Annotated in this window: 16 protein-coding genes; 5 read left to right on the top strand and 11 right to left on the bottom strand. The window is 61.4% G+C overall.

The genetic code is table 11. The annotated features are described in order from the left end of the window. Positions 1–23: 23 nt before the first annotated feature. Both EYV96_RS16390 and EYV96_RS16385 read left to right on the top strand, forming a co-directional pair. Entirely contained in the window at positions 24–806 is a 783-nt protein-coding gene (locus EYV96_RS16390) for a hypothetical protein (protein WP_131152647.1), read from the top strand. Between the two features lie 139 nt (positions 807–945). Next, a complete protein-coding gene (locus EYV96_RS16385; protein WP_131152646.1) occupies positions 946–1,782 on the top strand; it encodes a class I SAM-dependent methyltransferase in 837 nt (278 codons plus the stop codon). Between the two features lies 1 nt (position 1,783). On the opposite strand, the gene EYV96_RS16380 is transcribed toward EYV96_RS16385, so the two are convergent. The 3 genes from EYV96_RS16380 to EYV96_RS16370 all read right to left on the bottom strand — a co-directional run bounded on the left by EYV96_RS16380 (position 1,784) and on the right by EYV96_RS16370 (position 4,847). Beyond that, the gene (locus tag EYV96_RS16380) at positions 1,784–3,556 is read right to left on the bottom strand and encodes a tetratricopeptide repeat-containing diguanylate cyclase (RefSeq protein ID WP_240732629.1); all 1,773 of its coding nucleotides are present in this window, start codon (positions 3,554–3,556) and stop codon (positions 1,784–1,786) included. A gap of 15 nt (positions 3,557–3,571) precedes the next feature. Beyond that, on the bottom strand, positions 3,572–3,841 hold the full coding sequence (locus EYV96_RS16375) for a hypothetical protein (RefSeq protein WP_131152645.1): 270 nt from the start codon (positions 3,839–3,841) through the stop codon (positions 3,572–3,574). A gap of 169 nt (positions 3,842–4,010) precedes the next feature. After that, positions 4,011–4,847: an SAM-dependent methyltransferase gene (locus tag EYV96_RS16370; protein WP_131152644.1), complete on the bottom strand. Its 837-nt coding sequence runs from the start codon at positions 4,845–4,847 to the stop codon at positions 4,011–4,013. 108 nt (positions 4,848–4,955) lie between these two features. On the opposite strand from EYV96_RS16370, the gene EYV96_RS16365 reads away from it, so the two are divergent. After that, positions 4,956–5,414 (top strand): hypothetical protein, encoded by a 459-nt coding sequence (locus EYV96_RS16365; protein ID WP_131152643.1) that lies wholly within the window; start codon positions 4,956–4,958, stop codon positions 5,412–5,414. 36 nt (positions 5,415–5,450) lie between these two features. Here the strand turns inward: EYV96_RS16365 and EYV96_RS16360 are convergent, their stop codons facing one another. The 3 genes from EYV96_RS16360 to EYV96_RS16350 form a co-directional block, all read right to left on the bottom strand. Further along, positions 5,451–6,467 carry a MerR family transcriptional regulator gene (locus EYV96_RS16360; RefSeq protein ID WP_131152642.1) on the bottom strand — a complete coding sequence of 339 codons (1,017 nt, stop codon included), beginning with the start codon at positions 6,465–6,467 and terminating at the stop codon, positions 5,451–5,453. A 68-nt stretch (positions 6,468–6,535) separates the two neighbouring features. Further along, the gene (locus EYV96_RS16355; RefSeq protein ID WP_425478754.1) at positions 6,536–7,585 is read right to left on the bottom strand and encodes a DUF5694 domain-containing protein; all 1,050 of its coding nucleotides are present in this window, start codon (positions 7,583–7,585) and stop codon (positions 6,536–6,538) included. Between the two features lie 102 nt (positions 7,586–7,687). Next, positions 7,688–8,482 carry an alpha/beta fold hydrolase gene (locus EYV96_RS16350; RefSeq protein ID WP_131152640.1) on the bottom strand — a complete coding sequence of 265 codons (795 nt, stop codon included), beginning with the start codon at positions 8,480–8,482 and terminating at the stop codon, positions 7,688–7,690. A gap of 236 nt (positions 8,483–8,718) precedes the next feature. Between EYV96_RS16350 and EYV96_RS16345 the strand changes: the two genes are divergently transcribed. Further along, positions 8,719–9,255 (top strand): lipocalin family protein, encoded by a 537-nt coding sequence (locus EYV96_RS16345; RefSeq protein WP_425478753.1) that lies wholly within the window; start codon positions 8,719–8,721, stop codon positions 9,253–9,255. 12 nt (positions 9,256–9,267) lie between these two features. On the opposite strand, the gene EYV96_RS16340 is transcribed toward EYV96_RS16345, so the two are convergent. The 4 genes from EYV96_RS16340 to EYV96_RS16325 all read right to left on the bottom strand — a co-directional run bounded on the left by EYV96_RS16340 (position 9,268) and on the right by EYV96_RS16325 (position 11,668). After that, positions 9,268–9,534 (bottom strand): hypothetical protein, encoded by a 267-nt coding sequence (locus EYV96_RS16340; protein WP_131152638.1) that lies wholly within the window; start codon positions 9,532–9,534, stop codon positions 9,268–9,270. A 92-nt stretch (positions 9,535–9,626) separates the two neighbouring features. Then, positions 9,627–9,896, bottom strand: coding sequence for a hypothetical protein (locus EYV96_RS16335; RefSeq protein WP_131152637.1), 270 nt, complete (start codon positions 9,894–9,896; stop codon positions 9,627–9,629). Between the two features lie 640 nt (positions 9,897–10,536). Further along, positions 10,537–11,163 carry a hypothetical protein gene (locus EYV96_RS16330; protein ID WP_131152636.1) on the bottom strand — a complete coding sequence of 209 codons (627 nt, stop codon included), beginning with the start codon at positions 11,161–11,163 and terminating at the stop codon, positions 10,537–10,539. Positions 11,164–11,275: 112 nt separating this feature from the next. Then, a complete protein-coding gene (locus EYV96_RS16325; protein ID WP_131152635.1) occupies positions 11,276–11,668 on the bottom strand; it encodes a hypothetical protein in 393 nt (130 codons plus the stop codon). 885 nt (positions 11,669–12,553) lie between these two features. On the opposite strand from EYV96_RS16325, the gene EYV96_RS16320 reads away from it, so the two are divergent. Then, entirely contained in the window at positions 12,554–12,826 is a 273-nt protein-coding gene (locus tag EYV96_RS16320; RefSeq protein WP_131152634.1) for a hypothetical protein, read from the top strand. Between the two features lie 71 nt (positions 12,827–12,897). On the opposite strand, the gene EYV96_RS16315 is transcribed toward EYV96_RS16320, so the two are convergent. Next, positions 12,898–13,335 (bottom strand): STY0301 family protein, encoded by a 438-nt coding sequence (locus EYV96_RS16315; protein WP_131152633.1) that lies wholly within the window; start codon positions 13,333–13,335, stop codon positions 12,898–12,900. Positions 13,336–13,382: the final 47 nt, after the last annotated feature.

The following is a 13,382-nucleotide window of genomic DNA, read 5'->3' as shown; positions in this document are numbered from 1 at the left end:
CGTGTCAGGGGAGGGTCTGTTTCGTGATCACACGCATCGTGTTCGCAGCCGTTTTGTGCGCCATGGCATCCATGGTGCATGGCGCAACGGACGATTTTCAGACGCGCGCACTGGCGTTGATCAACGACCAGCTGCCGCAGGATTGCCCTGCGACACTCGACCGCATCGATACGGTTGTATCCGGGAACAACGGGCTCCGTCAGGAGCAATGGTTCGTATCGACCTGCATGGGCGAGCAGGAGTACTGGGTGTCGTATTACCCGCCCGCGGCATTTCCCGATCGCGGCGTGGACATGTCCGTTCAACGCGTGGCAGACCGCTCGCTCTCGCCTCCGCACGATGTTCCGTCCGCAAGCCTTCCATCGACGCTTCGCTGGTCAGGACTGCCCGACGCGTATCGCACCGGCGCAACGGCGAGCATGCGCAACGAACGGCAAGGTGAGTTCAACAGCACAGGCATGGCATTGATCGAAGAAGACCTCGGCCCCGGATGCGTCGTGACAAAGCTGGAACGATCAAGTGCGATGTATGGATTCAACGGGTCTTATGGGGAAAGCTGGATCGTCGGCACGTGTCGTGGCTTGATGAAGTACGCCATTAGCCGATCGCCGCCTGACGGCCATCGCTACATCGAGGTGCAACGCACGGGCTTTGAACGGACGCTTCGGCGATATCTCAACGGGCGTGCTGACGATGCGTTGATGCGCGGGCGACCGCCGGAATGGCTAGGCATTCAGCGGTCAAGGTTGCCATCATGGCTATCCATCCCCTTTAACAAGGCGTCATTCCCGCCCAGGCTGGACTGACGATGCCGCGAGGGCATGAGTCGGCTTTGATCGGGCCGCGCCGGCGCCCGAGTGAGCACCGGGCTTGATTCACGCGAATCACCCCTGCACCACGCCAACATCACCCATAATCACCCACCCCGCATACGATCGTCGCCCCGTGCCCCACTACACCGGCCCCCTCCTCACCCTGCCCACCGCCACCGCCCTCCTGCGCGCCCGCAAGGCCGGCGCCGACGCATGGCAAGGCTCGCTCGACCTCGGCCGCAGTGAAGGCACCGCCACGCTCCACGCCGATCACTGGGACTGGAAAGGCGCCAGCTATCCCTACCCCGGCAAGATCAAGGACCGGACGATCTACTACTGGGATGGCGAGGACTTCTCCACCGTCTCCACCTACACGCAGGCGCTGATCAAGCTCGTTCCCACCGAGTGGGGCGCACCCACCTTCGAGATCGATGGCATCAAGATGCTGCCCACCTCGAAGGAATCGCCCGTCGACGATGCGCGCCGCAAGGTTGCGTTGATTGCGCCGAAGGGAAAGACGGTGCTGGATACTTGCGGCGGCCTGGGTTACTTCGCGGCGTGTTGCCTCGATGCCGGTGTCGCGCGCATCCAGTCATTCGAGAAGAATGACGACGTACTGTGGCTGCGCACCCTCAATCCCTGGTCACCCGATCCAGACGCAAGCCACGGCAAGTTGCAGCTCACGCATGGCGATGTCTCGCAAGCCATCACGCAACTTGCCAGCGCATCATTCGATGCTTTGCTGCACGATCCGCCGCGCTTCGGCATTGCCGGTGAGCTTTACGCGCAGGCGTTCTACAACGAACTGGCGCGCGTACTTCGCCCGGGCGGCCGCATGTTCCATTACACCGGCAGCCCGAACAAATTGACCAGCGATCGTGACGTACCGCGCGAAGTGGCGAAGCGACTGGAAAAGGCGGGATTCCGGGCGGAGCTGGCACTGGACGGCGTACTCGCCGTCAAACGCTGACTCAGGCTTCCACCAGGCCGTTGCTCGGCGTATCCGCCATGACGCGATTGCGGCCGGTGCGCTTGGCGCGATAGAGCGCCGCATCGGCTTCGCGGCACAGGCGCTTGAGATCGAATCCAAAGGCATCGGTCGACGCCAGGCCGACGCTGGCCGATGTGGTGATCATGCTGCCATGGCTGTCGAACACGGAAGACTGGATGGCGATGCGGATGCTGTCGGCCATGGCGAGACCACGCTCGCGCGGGCAATCGGACAACAGGATGCCGAACTCCTCGCCGCCGAGGCGGCCGAAGACGTCATTGTTCCTCAAGTATTGCTGGCAAATCCCGACGGTTCGACGCAGCACATCGTCACCGGCCGGATGACCATGGGTATCGTTGACCTGCTTGAAGTGATCCAGGTCGATGAAGATCAGACACGCATGGCTGGGCTTCCTTTCCATCACGCGCAGCATGCGTTCGGCATCGCCGATGAAGTGCTGGTGGTTGAGGATGCCGGTGAGCCCATCGAGCCGCGAGAGCCTCTTGAAACGAAGCTGGGATCGCTTCACGCGGAACAGCCAAAGCACGATCGACACCAGCACCACGCTCAGCAGCGCGATGTACAGGCGACTGGTTTCCATCGCCTTGGTATCCAGCGCCTGTTGCAGGCGCAGGATGTTGTTCTGCTTGCTCAGCCGCTCGGTTTCGAGCTTGTGCATGAGCATGTGTTGCTGGGCGACCTCGTACGCCAGCGCGCGTGCACTGACGTCGTCGAGATAACCTTTGTCCTGGGCCACGAAGCGCTCGTAATACGCGATCGCACCCGGATTGTTGCCGCGCGCCTTTTCCACGCGATAGAGCACTTCATACGCGTCGCGCAACCAGTTGCTGACTTCGTCCGCGTTGCTCATCCCGATGCCGGCCAGCGCCGATTTGCGCGCATCGGCGTAATTGCCCAGTTGCTCGTTGGCCTGCGCGCGCTCGATGTGCGCGGCCTGCATCTGCGGGTAGTAGTGGCTTGCGCGAATGCTTTCTTCCAGTCGATCCATCAGCGCCAGCGCTTTTGCCGGCTGATGTTCTTCCAGGTAAATGCTGGCCAGCATCAGCAAGGTCGCATTGGTGAATACCACCTGGTGGGCGGATTCACAGGCATCGACGGCACGCTGGATTTCAGGGCTCGTCGACTTCAGGCGCTTGCCGTTGTAGAGCGCCGCCGCTTCCATGTAGTAAGGACGACAGGTGGATTCCCCGGAGGGAATGGCATCGCCGGCCATGCGTGCATACTGGATCGCCAGGTCGGTCTGGCCCGCGAGATTCATCATCTGCGACAGGTTGGTCAGCAGCATGAACCGCGTGAGCGGATCCTTGATGTCACCCAGTTGCGCCGTGAGGCGATTGGCCAGCGCAAAGGCTTCTTCGTAACGACGATTGGTCGAAAGATTGTTGAGCAGCTGGCCGGAGGCCTTCGCCGCGAGGATGTCATCGCCGGAGTGATCGATGATGTTGCGCAGCTGCGCTTCGGACGTGGCGTAGTCGCCCTGGAACATCGTTTCCCAGGCCTGCAGATAACGCAGGCGCCATTGCTCGGTGCCGGTGAGCTTCGGCGGATCGCGCTGGATCTGCTCGAGCATCTGCACAAAGCGCGGATGGTCCTCCGTGCGAACGCGCTCCGCCTCGTCAAGGAACGCCGTGACGTTCCTGATGGCCTGCGCATGCACCGGCTGCACGCACGCACAGCACCCCATGGCCAGCAGCAAGGGCCAGGACGTGAGGCGGCGGAGCAGCCGGGGCATGCCGGGATAGCCCGATCAGGCGAGCGACTTGTCGTCGTCGGGTGCCGGCGCTTCGAGCGGTTCTTCGGCTTCTTCTTCGTGGCCCGGCGTCTGGGTCACCTGCGGGGTGTTGTTGCCTTTCTGGCCAAATTCGGCGGCCAGGTGCGCGCGGTCACCCGTGGCGACGGCGGCCGTCAGGGCCTCGGAAGCCTGTGCTTCGGCCAGCAGGTCATTGAGTTCCTCGGCGGTGGCGTGGCGCAGCGAGGCGTCACTCCCGATAGCTTCGAGAAGGTCCAGCGTGTCCATGATGTAACCCCTGATTTGCGTTGTTGAAAGTCGACCATGTCGGCATGCAGCTGTATCAGCCCGCATGGTGGCATCAGCCCGATAAGCCTTGATGACGGCCCCGGCAGGGCCCCACCCGGCCCTTTGGATCGTTTTAAAGCCTAATGCCTTGTTTTAACGGCATTTCCCCTCAGGCGACGGTACTCGCCTTCTCCAGCTTGTCCAGTGCCTCAAGACGCGCTTGCATCGCCGCGTTGGGCTTGAGCGCATACGCCGGCGGCAGCACGACCGTCTCTTCGGCCGACATCGGCACCTGCGGCAACTCCCGCAGCGTGATGCGGCGAATGCTGGGACGCTCGATCGGCAACGTGGCGGCGCGATAGATGATCACTTCATGGTCCAGCGGGTAGTCGCGCGCCAGCAACTCGGTCAGCAGCTCGCGATATGCCGAGCCCGTCGCGAGCCGGCCCAGCGAGCGATCGCCCACCAGGGCCACCTGCCACAGCACCAGATAGCCGGCCGCGTCGATGCGTCGGTCGTAGAAAAGCAGCTGGCTGGCCTCGAAGTGCTGGCAACCCAGCCGGCCCGGATCGAAGCCCAGGTCCGCGTACAGGCAGTCCTCGGCAGAAATGCCCGGCTCCATGTGCGCCTCGAAACCCTCCGCGCGCGCCACCTCGATCACCTTGTGCGGCGACCAGGCAAACACACCCGGGTGCCCGTAAAACACCCCGCACACCCGCTTGCCGGCGCGCACCTCGGTCATCATCACTTCGACCCACTCGCGGTAGGTCTTCATGCGCGACTTGCCTTCGCGGTAATAGGGCTGAAGGCTGCGTACGTCCGGATGCATGCGCTCCAGCGAGCGCTCCACGATGGCGTCCGACAAGCCGGCGAAGATCACGTCGGCCTGCGCGATGTGGCTACGCGCCAGCGGGGTCAGGTGAGACCCCAGGGTCATGCCCATGCCTACAATGGCGAGGCGGCCTTTGGGCTGGGGCTTGGAATCGTTGGATGTAGGCGCATTCATCGGCCGATAGTAGGGCAAATACCCGGGCAGTAGTACGCATTTTCTGGGACGTTACTGTGCTAGGTCGCAGCGCCGGGCAGGGGCTTTCCGGGCGCACAGGGAGGCGCATTGAACACACGTCAGGACATTCACGCGTGGAAGCCGAACGGTCGGATCTGCCTTTGGCGCTTTATGGGTGCCCGGCCGGCCGACTCGCGCTGGCAGTTCAGCGCCGACCGGGAAGGTCGCGAATCGCTGATCGCGCTGCTGGAGATTCTGGCGGTCGCCCCGCCCGGGTCCTCCCGGACGATTCCCACCACCCACCCCTCCGGGCGGATGCTGGGCGTGCTCAGGACGCCTCACGACGGCCATGACATCACCCATCGCCTTCGCCTGGGCAACGACGAGGACCCGGACCGCTGGAGCCTCCAGGGTGAGGCCGGCGATGTGACCTGGCGGCTGGGCGCCCGCCAGCAGCTTTCGGTACTCAAGGCCTTGCACGCGATGCGCAAGGGAGAGGGTGACTTTTCCATCGGGCCGGACGACCGGCGGGAGTGCGTGATGTTCTGGTGGTGGCTGGACACGTAACCCGCAGCGAACCTCCCGCCGCGAGCGCGCCGCCGCCTACCGCATCCCTTCCAGGGCGGCCCGCACGTACACGATCAACGTCTCGTCCACCGCACTGCCGCTGCGCAGATCCGGCTCCTTCGCATAGGCCTCGCGAATGCGCGCGTGATTGGCCGGATCGGTGCCTGCGTAGGCCGTGAACATCTCGATCCAGCGCTTCGCCAGGGTGCGCACCTCCGGATCGTCCGGCGGCATGCCGGCGTCACGCGCCTTGAGCAGCGCCGCGATCAAGGGCGGCCAGGCATACATGTCGCGACCGTAGTGCTCGCGCATGCGCGCCATGTCCTCCGGCGGCAGGTACCGCTCAAAGATGGCCAACCGGGCGGCGATCAGCGACTGCTCCACGAAAGCCTGCATCGCCTCGGTGATGCCCGTCTTCTGGCGCGCGTCGGGCTCGTTCTCGTTCATCTCGTGGAGGCGCATCAGGAACGCGGGGTTGTTGCCCGTGCTCTTGCCGACCGTCGTCATCCAGCGCAACGCCAGGATGTCCGCATCCGGGTCGCCCGGCCTGGAACCGCGATCCATCGCGGCCTGGATGGCCGTCACCAGCGCACTCCACTCAACCTGCGCGTCCGGCTCGCTGTACAGCGGCAGCGCTTTCAGTTCCTCGGCGGAAAAATACTTCTCGTACATGCTCATCAGCTCCAGCGTGTCCAGCCAGCGGGCCGGATCGGGGGACTGGCCGGCCGCGAGGCTGTCGCGAAGGGTGCGCAGCTGGTCATGGAGACGACGATCACGCGCCATGTTCTGTTCAAGCGCGTCGATCTGCCGATCCAGCAGCGTCGCCAACGACACCTCGGGCCCGGCCAGGGCGGTGCCGATATCGGACAGCGGCAACCCCAGGCGCCGCAGCGCCACGATGCGGTACAAGCGCTCCACATCATCCGGGGTGTACAGCCGATAGCCGGCGTCCGAGCGCGCGGAGGGATGAAGCAAGCCGACGTGGTCGTAGTGGTGCAGCGTGCGCACCGTCAAACCCGTGCGCCGGGCCAGTTCGCCTACGGTCAATCGCATGCCTGCCTTTCCCTCTTCACCTCGGATGCGCCCACGCTACGGCCTGACGTTGCGTCAGGGTCAAGCGACTATTGGAGCACCTTTTCGACGTCGACGATCTCCACGCCCTGCATCTGCCCCAGCAGGCTGTCGAACCACGGCTTGTGCTGGCTACCCACGACGGACAGCACGCGCACGCCGGGCGTCTCGCGAAAGGCCACATGCACGTTCGCCACCATGCGCAGGTTGCGGCTCTCCCACCCCGCCACGTACATCTGTCCGAAATGCTCCGGCGACGTATCCCCCAGCGCCGCGCCGATGTCGGCATCGACTTCCCTTTGCAACACCTCCGGGCGATTGATGAAGCGATACACGCCGAGCATGTCGCCTTTGTCCCACAGGGCGCGCTTGGTCTTGCGATCGGCTGCCACCGTCGCCGCATGGCTGTCCCACGCTGCCTGGATCGCCTTGCCGTAACCGCGCGCGTCGGTAATGTCGAGGTTGTCACCCGTGTGGTCGTCCACCGGATACACGCGCTGCAGACCCGAGCGCGCCGCCACGCGCGCGGCAATCTGGTAACTCTCATTGCCGGTGGCCATGCCATGGAGCTGATCGACCAGCGCGGCATCGAGACCGTCGCCGGCATGACGCTCGGCCTCGGGAAGCTGCAACCACTGCACGGCCGCCGACGTGCCATCGCCCGATGCCAGAAAGAGTGCGGCGAGATGGCGACGTTGCGCCGGTGTGGGCGAGATCGGCCATGCCTTGAGCGTACTCTGCACCTGCGCCAGCGCGTCGATGATCTCCAGCCCCGTTGCCGCTTTTGCCTTGCTGGTATCGGCACAGAAGCGACGCACATCCTCCGGGTCATACACCGTGGTCAGCTGCGCCATATGCACGCAGGTCTCACCGGAAATCTGCTCAACAGTGACGACCTGCGGCTTGTACGCCACCAGCTTGTCGACCACCGGATCGAGCGACGATGCCTGGAAGTGCTTCGGCGCTTCCACCAGGTGCACTGTGCCCAGCACCAACACCTTCGTGTTCGGCACCACATGCGGCACCGCCGTCACCGGCCCCTTCGCCCACGCGCTCGCCACGCACAGCAAAGCCAACGTACCCCACGCCACGTGCCTGATCACGGAGAGATCCTCTCTCGATGGATAAGGGCGCGACGCTAGCGCTGGCGGCACACGCGCAACCAGTGACAAACGGCATGCCAATCAAGGCATTACGCCCGGCTAGATTGCCGCCAACCAGGCCTTGACCAGCTCCAGCGTGCGTGCCGGCTGTTCCCGATGCGGTACATGGCCGATCCCTTCGAGGATCTTCAACGTCGATGCGCCACGCGTGAGATGGGCCATGCGCTCGGGATGTCGCACGGAGCCGTACTCATCCAGGTCGCCGTGAATCACCAGGTTCGGACATGTCACACGCGCTAACGTGGCATCGAGCGACCACGTTGCGAAGTCGTCCGCCAGCCAGGTATCCGTCCACGCATGCAGCACCCACTCGGCCTTGTCGCCGTGGTACTTGCGCAAGCGATCGATCTGTCCCGGTTGCTGGAACACGTCCTGCGCCGCGCGAATGCCCTGCACGGTGCGGTCTTCCACAAACGCCTGCGCGGACTCAGTGATCAGGGCATCGCAACGATCCGAAAACGCCGCTGCACATCCCACCGCCATGCCGCCCCCGACGCTGTGTCCAAAGACGACAAAGCGATCGAATTCGAAATGATCAACCACGGACTGAAACCCGCCCCTCGCCTCATCGCCGATAAAGCTCAAAGGCAAGGGCGAAGCTTGCGCATCCGACTGACCAAAACCCGGTCGGTCATACGCCACAACCATGCGTCCCGTCGCTTCGGCAAGCGCAGCGGGAAAATCGCGCCATAGCGCTACGCAACCCAGCGAGTCATGCAACAACACGATGGGCGTCCGCTTTGCATGATGGGCTGCTGCCGGCGTCCAGCACTTGGCGTAAAGCCTGCCACCCTCATGGGACACGCCATGTTCTTCAGCGATAAGCGCTTGCATGGATAAGACTTTGGAAATGACTTCCGCGCATTATGGCAGCGAGAAGCGCGTTAGCGGCGTTTCAAACATTCACGCATCAGGCGTCGACGCACATGGCCTTTCGAATGTTGCCATTCACGTGGACGCGCGCTGAATGAATGGCGCCTTTTCATTCACGGCACGATAGCGATGTATTGATCCCTGCTCCACGGCCACGCCGCGATGGTGGAAAACAGCAGAAGGAGAAACTTATGACTATCCGCCTGTACGGAGCATCCTTGCTGTATGCCATGACTGTATCGCACGCGAGCATGGCGCCCATGCCCAATGTCCCCATCGACCGATTGGAACTGCGCCGCTATCTGGGTACGTGGCATGAAATCGCGCATTTACCGATGCGTTATCAGAAGCAGTGCATTGACGACATCACCGCGACCTATGTCATGCGCGACGACGGCATGGTGACCGTGCGCAATGCCTGCCGCCAGAAAGACGGCAAGCACGATGCAGCCGATGGCGTCGCGCGCACGATCAAGGGGAAGCCTGGCGCGCTCGAGGTGACGTTTGTTCCGTCGTGGCTGCGCTGGCTACCCTTTGTGTGGGCCGATTACTGGGTCGTTGAACTCGACCCCAACTACGAATGGGCCGTCGTCGGCGGACCCTCCCGCAAATACATGTGGGTGCTGTCACGAACGCCGGCCATGTCCCGCGAAACGTTCGCGCGGCTGTGCGACCACGCCAGGCGACGCGGCTATGACGTGGATCGGCTGGTGATGTCGGGGCCGTTGCGGTAATCGCCACTTCGCTCAGCGGTCGAATGTAGCGTCATGTGCCTCGATCGCCTCGGACAGTGAAACGAACCAGGTGCAACGCTCTGCCGGCGAGGTATCGAGGAACAACTCGACAAACTGGGCATCCGAAGCCCACGTTTGTGCGCCCTTGTCGCGTGCGTAGTAGTAATCCGAGCTCTGCACGCCATACTTCTGGGTGTCGAGGCATTGGAGGCAGCGATAGCGGATGGCGAAGCCGTCCATGCGGCGCCAGACACTTAGTTCCAGATACGTATCGGACATGGATGCTCGATTGGGACAGCGGCGGCCCCTGGGTGGCCGCTGCAGCTTACTCTCCGTGTTCGCGCGGCACCATCCCGCGACATTGAGCGGTTCTACTCGATGCCCGGAAGACCCTGCTTTGACGCCAACTGCAAACGGGCCGACTTGACGCACTCAAGCCCCCTGTCCGCAAAGATGCGCACCTTCTCAAGGTTCACGCGCACTCTGGCGGTATGTGGCATGCGCCGGTCCGGCACGCCCTCTCTGGATTCCGTCACCACCATGCGAATCCGATACAGCCAGGCCATGGTGTCATCCAGCAGCTCGTCGACGGTGAAGGTACTGCGGGTTGCGCCCGCATCAGGCGCATCGTTGCTGTCCATACGATCAAACTCCTTGTGAGGTGTGGCGCGATGTGCACGCACGATCGCGCCGCTGTTGCAGCGAAAACATCACTCGAACCACAAAGGTTCACCGGCCTGCCTGCGACCAGGCACCGGAAGGTTTGGTTGTCGAAGTGATGCGGCCGGCCGCCATCCGTCCTCCGCTAATAGGACGAATCTGCTCGAAGACGCTTCAACGACCCGGGCGCGGCGCACGGCCGCATTCGTCAACCGCGTCGGCGGCGGGTGCGGACGTTCCGGGGATCGGTGAGGTGGTCGCTCGTTGGGGGCGACGCGGGGAGGAATGCCGTAAACTTCGGCTCAGCCATCTTCAATACCTTTCATATTGGTGGTGGTTAGCGGGCCTTGTGGTGCTCTTACACCCCTGGCCCGCGTCTTATCGCTTCATGGTTCGAGCGATGCGCTGCCTGTGATTAGTCGAAGCATGTTCCGCAGGCAGCGGGAAACAACCTAACAGCTAGCGCTCGGCAAGTCGTTAGGACGTAGCCGGGTTTTGGGTAGGACGTGATGGGAATTGCAGCGCAAGTGCAGGCAGCCCAGGTCACGCTGGGCCTGAAGCTTGCAGGCCACGACCCAGGCTTTCCATCAGCGCCTCAAGCTTCAAACACGCGGGCCAGCATCAATCATTAGCCGCTGGCTGAACATGAAGAGTGACAAGGCCACCGTAGTTGTAGCCAAACGGCATCTGCCTGGGGTCAGGTGAAGGGAGCTGCGGGCCGGGCCCCTGCTTGATCACCGAAAAATTCTCCACAGAGATTTTCGCTAGTTTCAACCCATGCCTGGCCAGGCTGGGATTGAGCTCGGAGAAGGCACCCATGGCATTCAGTGCTTGCTGCACTTCGACCCGCGCCTCCTCACAGCTGTAGCGCCGGTCGCATTTGGCGAACAGCTGTTTGCGCTTCAGTAGCTCACCGATCTCAGCGTTGTAGGAAGTACTCGCCGATTGCAATGAGATACGGCGTAGTTTGGAAACCTTCCAACCACGCGCTTGCGCCTTCGCAGTGAGTGCCTCGATGATCTGCGGATCATTCGCCGACAGAGCGCATCCTGGCGTTTCCATAGATACAGTAAGCCCGCCATCGTCACCGTCAGTGCCTTTCACGCCGTGGTATTCGGCGCGAATCGCACAAGCTTTGAGGCTCGATTGCCAAGCATCGATCGTGGCCAGCATCCTGGATGGACCTTGGCCGAACGCAGCGGAGGCTGCAAACGCACTTGTCAGCGCCCATAAAGCGTGGCGATTCATGCTTCACTCCTGATGTGCGTTGAATCGTTGGCGCCAAACCTTGGCGTAGTGATCTTCAATGCAAGCAACGCATGTCCACTTGGCGGCGCGCCGCAGGGGTATCAACGGAAAGCTAGAAGTTCCTCATCAACGCAAACACTTCGAAGCCATCGGACAGTACCAAGACCTCGCGCCCGTGACCCGGCGAGCTTTTCCAATGCGTTACCTTGTGGGTGCCTTTCACTTGATACGTCCCAATATCCGAGTAGTTAACCTGGACGGTGCCCGTGAACTTCCCGTTCTTCACCACGCCTTGCACAAAGTAGCGATCGAAGCCGTTGCTCGATGAGACCAGGTGCGCTGTCAGTAGCTGACCGTCAAGCACAACGTCTGTGTGTCCGGAATCCGAGAACCAGCCATCCCCGGAGGAGACGGAGGACGTCCACGCCCACTGGGCATCCTGGGCCGCACTCGATAGCGGAAAACACGCCGCCAGGTGCAGTGCTACGTAAATCGACGCTTTCATAATTTTCCCCATAAACATGCTGTTCCACGAACCGACGTTGGCTCAACCGTCTCGGCGCCTCAAGATCAACTCGACATCCGTGGTCGACGATGCGCAGTTCTCGGATGAGCCTGCGTAAATGCGCCACCAAAGTCGGACATCCTCCTTGCTCAGGATGTCTGACAATCCAGGAATCAGGTCATTCAGGTCGTGTACCCGGGACTGAGTGCCGCGAACTAATGGGTCAGATCACTTTTTCTGCGGCAGGAAGGTTTGGGATCAAAGTTGTTTGAGTCAACATCGACGCCGAACTTAGCCACTCTATTCAGACTCGGCCACACGTTCGAACGCTGAACAATGCCCCGGGTAAGTCCTAAGCGCTCACAGCACTCTTCCTGCAGAAGCAGGCCATGGCGTCGAAGCGATGCGAGGCGACCATCCGGCCCCAACTTGACTGCGCGACCAACCATTGGCTGATGCTCGGCCGTTGAAATGTGTTCTGAGACCTTAGGTCGAGCCCTTAGGTCGTTACCGTGTCTATTGAACGATCACGTAGGCCCCATTCCGCCATCCGTAAGTCGTTCGTTTGCCATTTCCAATGCGGACGGAAATCCGCTCGCGCCCCTGGTCATCCACTGAAATGTCCGGCGGGAATTTTGAGCCAGCCTCAAGCACCTTCTTGATACTTATTCCATCCAAACTGTAGACCTTGACTCGGTATGCGCTACCAGTGGTCCAAAGAGTTACGACCCTATCGAGTCCATCGCGTGGCACCATCAAATAGACCGGGTTATCGATGGTTGCCTCCTGATAAGCCACGGATTCCGTGCACTCACTTTCGCAGGATATCTTCAGCGAGCGACCTGGCGAAGCGGTTTCACGTACGACATCTATCAGGTATGTCCCGTGATCGGTATCGACAGTAGATCGAAACTGCAGCGTCGGCTCACCACTTCCATGTGCCACCGTGGCGAACAACGCCAAGAAGCCGATCGGAAGAATTCTCATCTTATGTATGGTCTCCATGATCGCTTAAAGATTGCGCAGGTGCATTATTTGGTACTAAAGGGTCAGAGCACTCTTCCTGCAGAAGCAGCCCTTGGCGTCGAAGCGATCTCGGGCAACCGTCCAGACCTAGCCTTACTGCGCCACCAACAATTGGCAGTTGGTCGCCACTGAAATGTGTTCTGACCCCTTAGGTCGGACCCCTTAGGTCGCGAGTTGGTGACCTCTCATGCACCAAGACTAAGTCACTGGCAGCTGACCTGAAACTTTTTCTCTCTACTGTTTGATGAGGTAGTCCATCGCTCGGTACACCGCTGCACCTGAGGCTCAATTCTTTTGCTTAACGAAATGTTCGATCCCCAATAGAAGCATCGCATCCAAAGTTCCTCATCACCTATGGGACGTGAAAAGTTCCAGATTGCCTCACCATCTTTTTCGACATCCGGCCTAAGAATCGCATTGGTTTCGGAGCCGTGACGCAGCTTTCCATAGATGATTTGTACACCCCCCAACGATTTAGTTGACTTCTGCTCAACAGCCATCCAACCACTTTCTGGCCCTTGTAGCTTCTCGGCGACGCTTATCGACTGAGGGCAAGTTTGAGCATGCACGACGCCGGCAAACATCTGACCGAACGCCAGAACAAACAGCCCAAGGACTTTGGCGATGGAAGAGTTACTCATGGCAATCGATCCGTCCTCTCAAAAGGGGATTGCGGTTCAGAACACTT

This window comes from Dyella terrae, from assembly GCF_004322705.1.
In the GTDB taxonomy this organism is placed as follows: domain Bacteria; phylum Pseudomonadota; class Gammaproteobacteria; order Xanthomonadales; family Rhodanobacteraceae; genus Dyella_D; species Dyella_D terrae.
The sequence above is the reverse complement of the archived record's forward strand: the minus strand, read 5'-3'. Positions and strand labels throughout refer to the sequence as shown.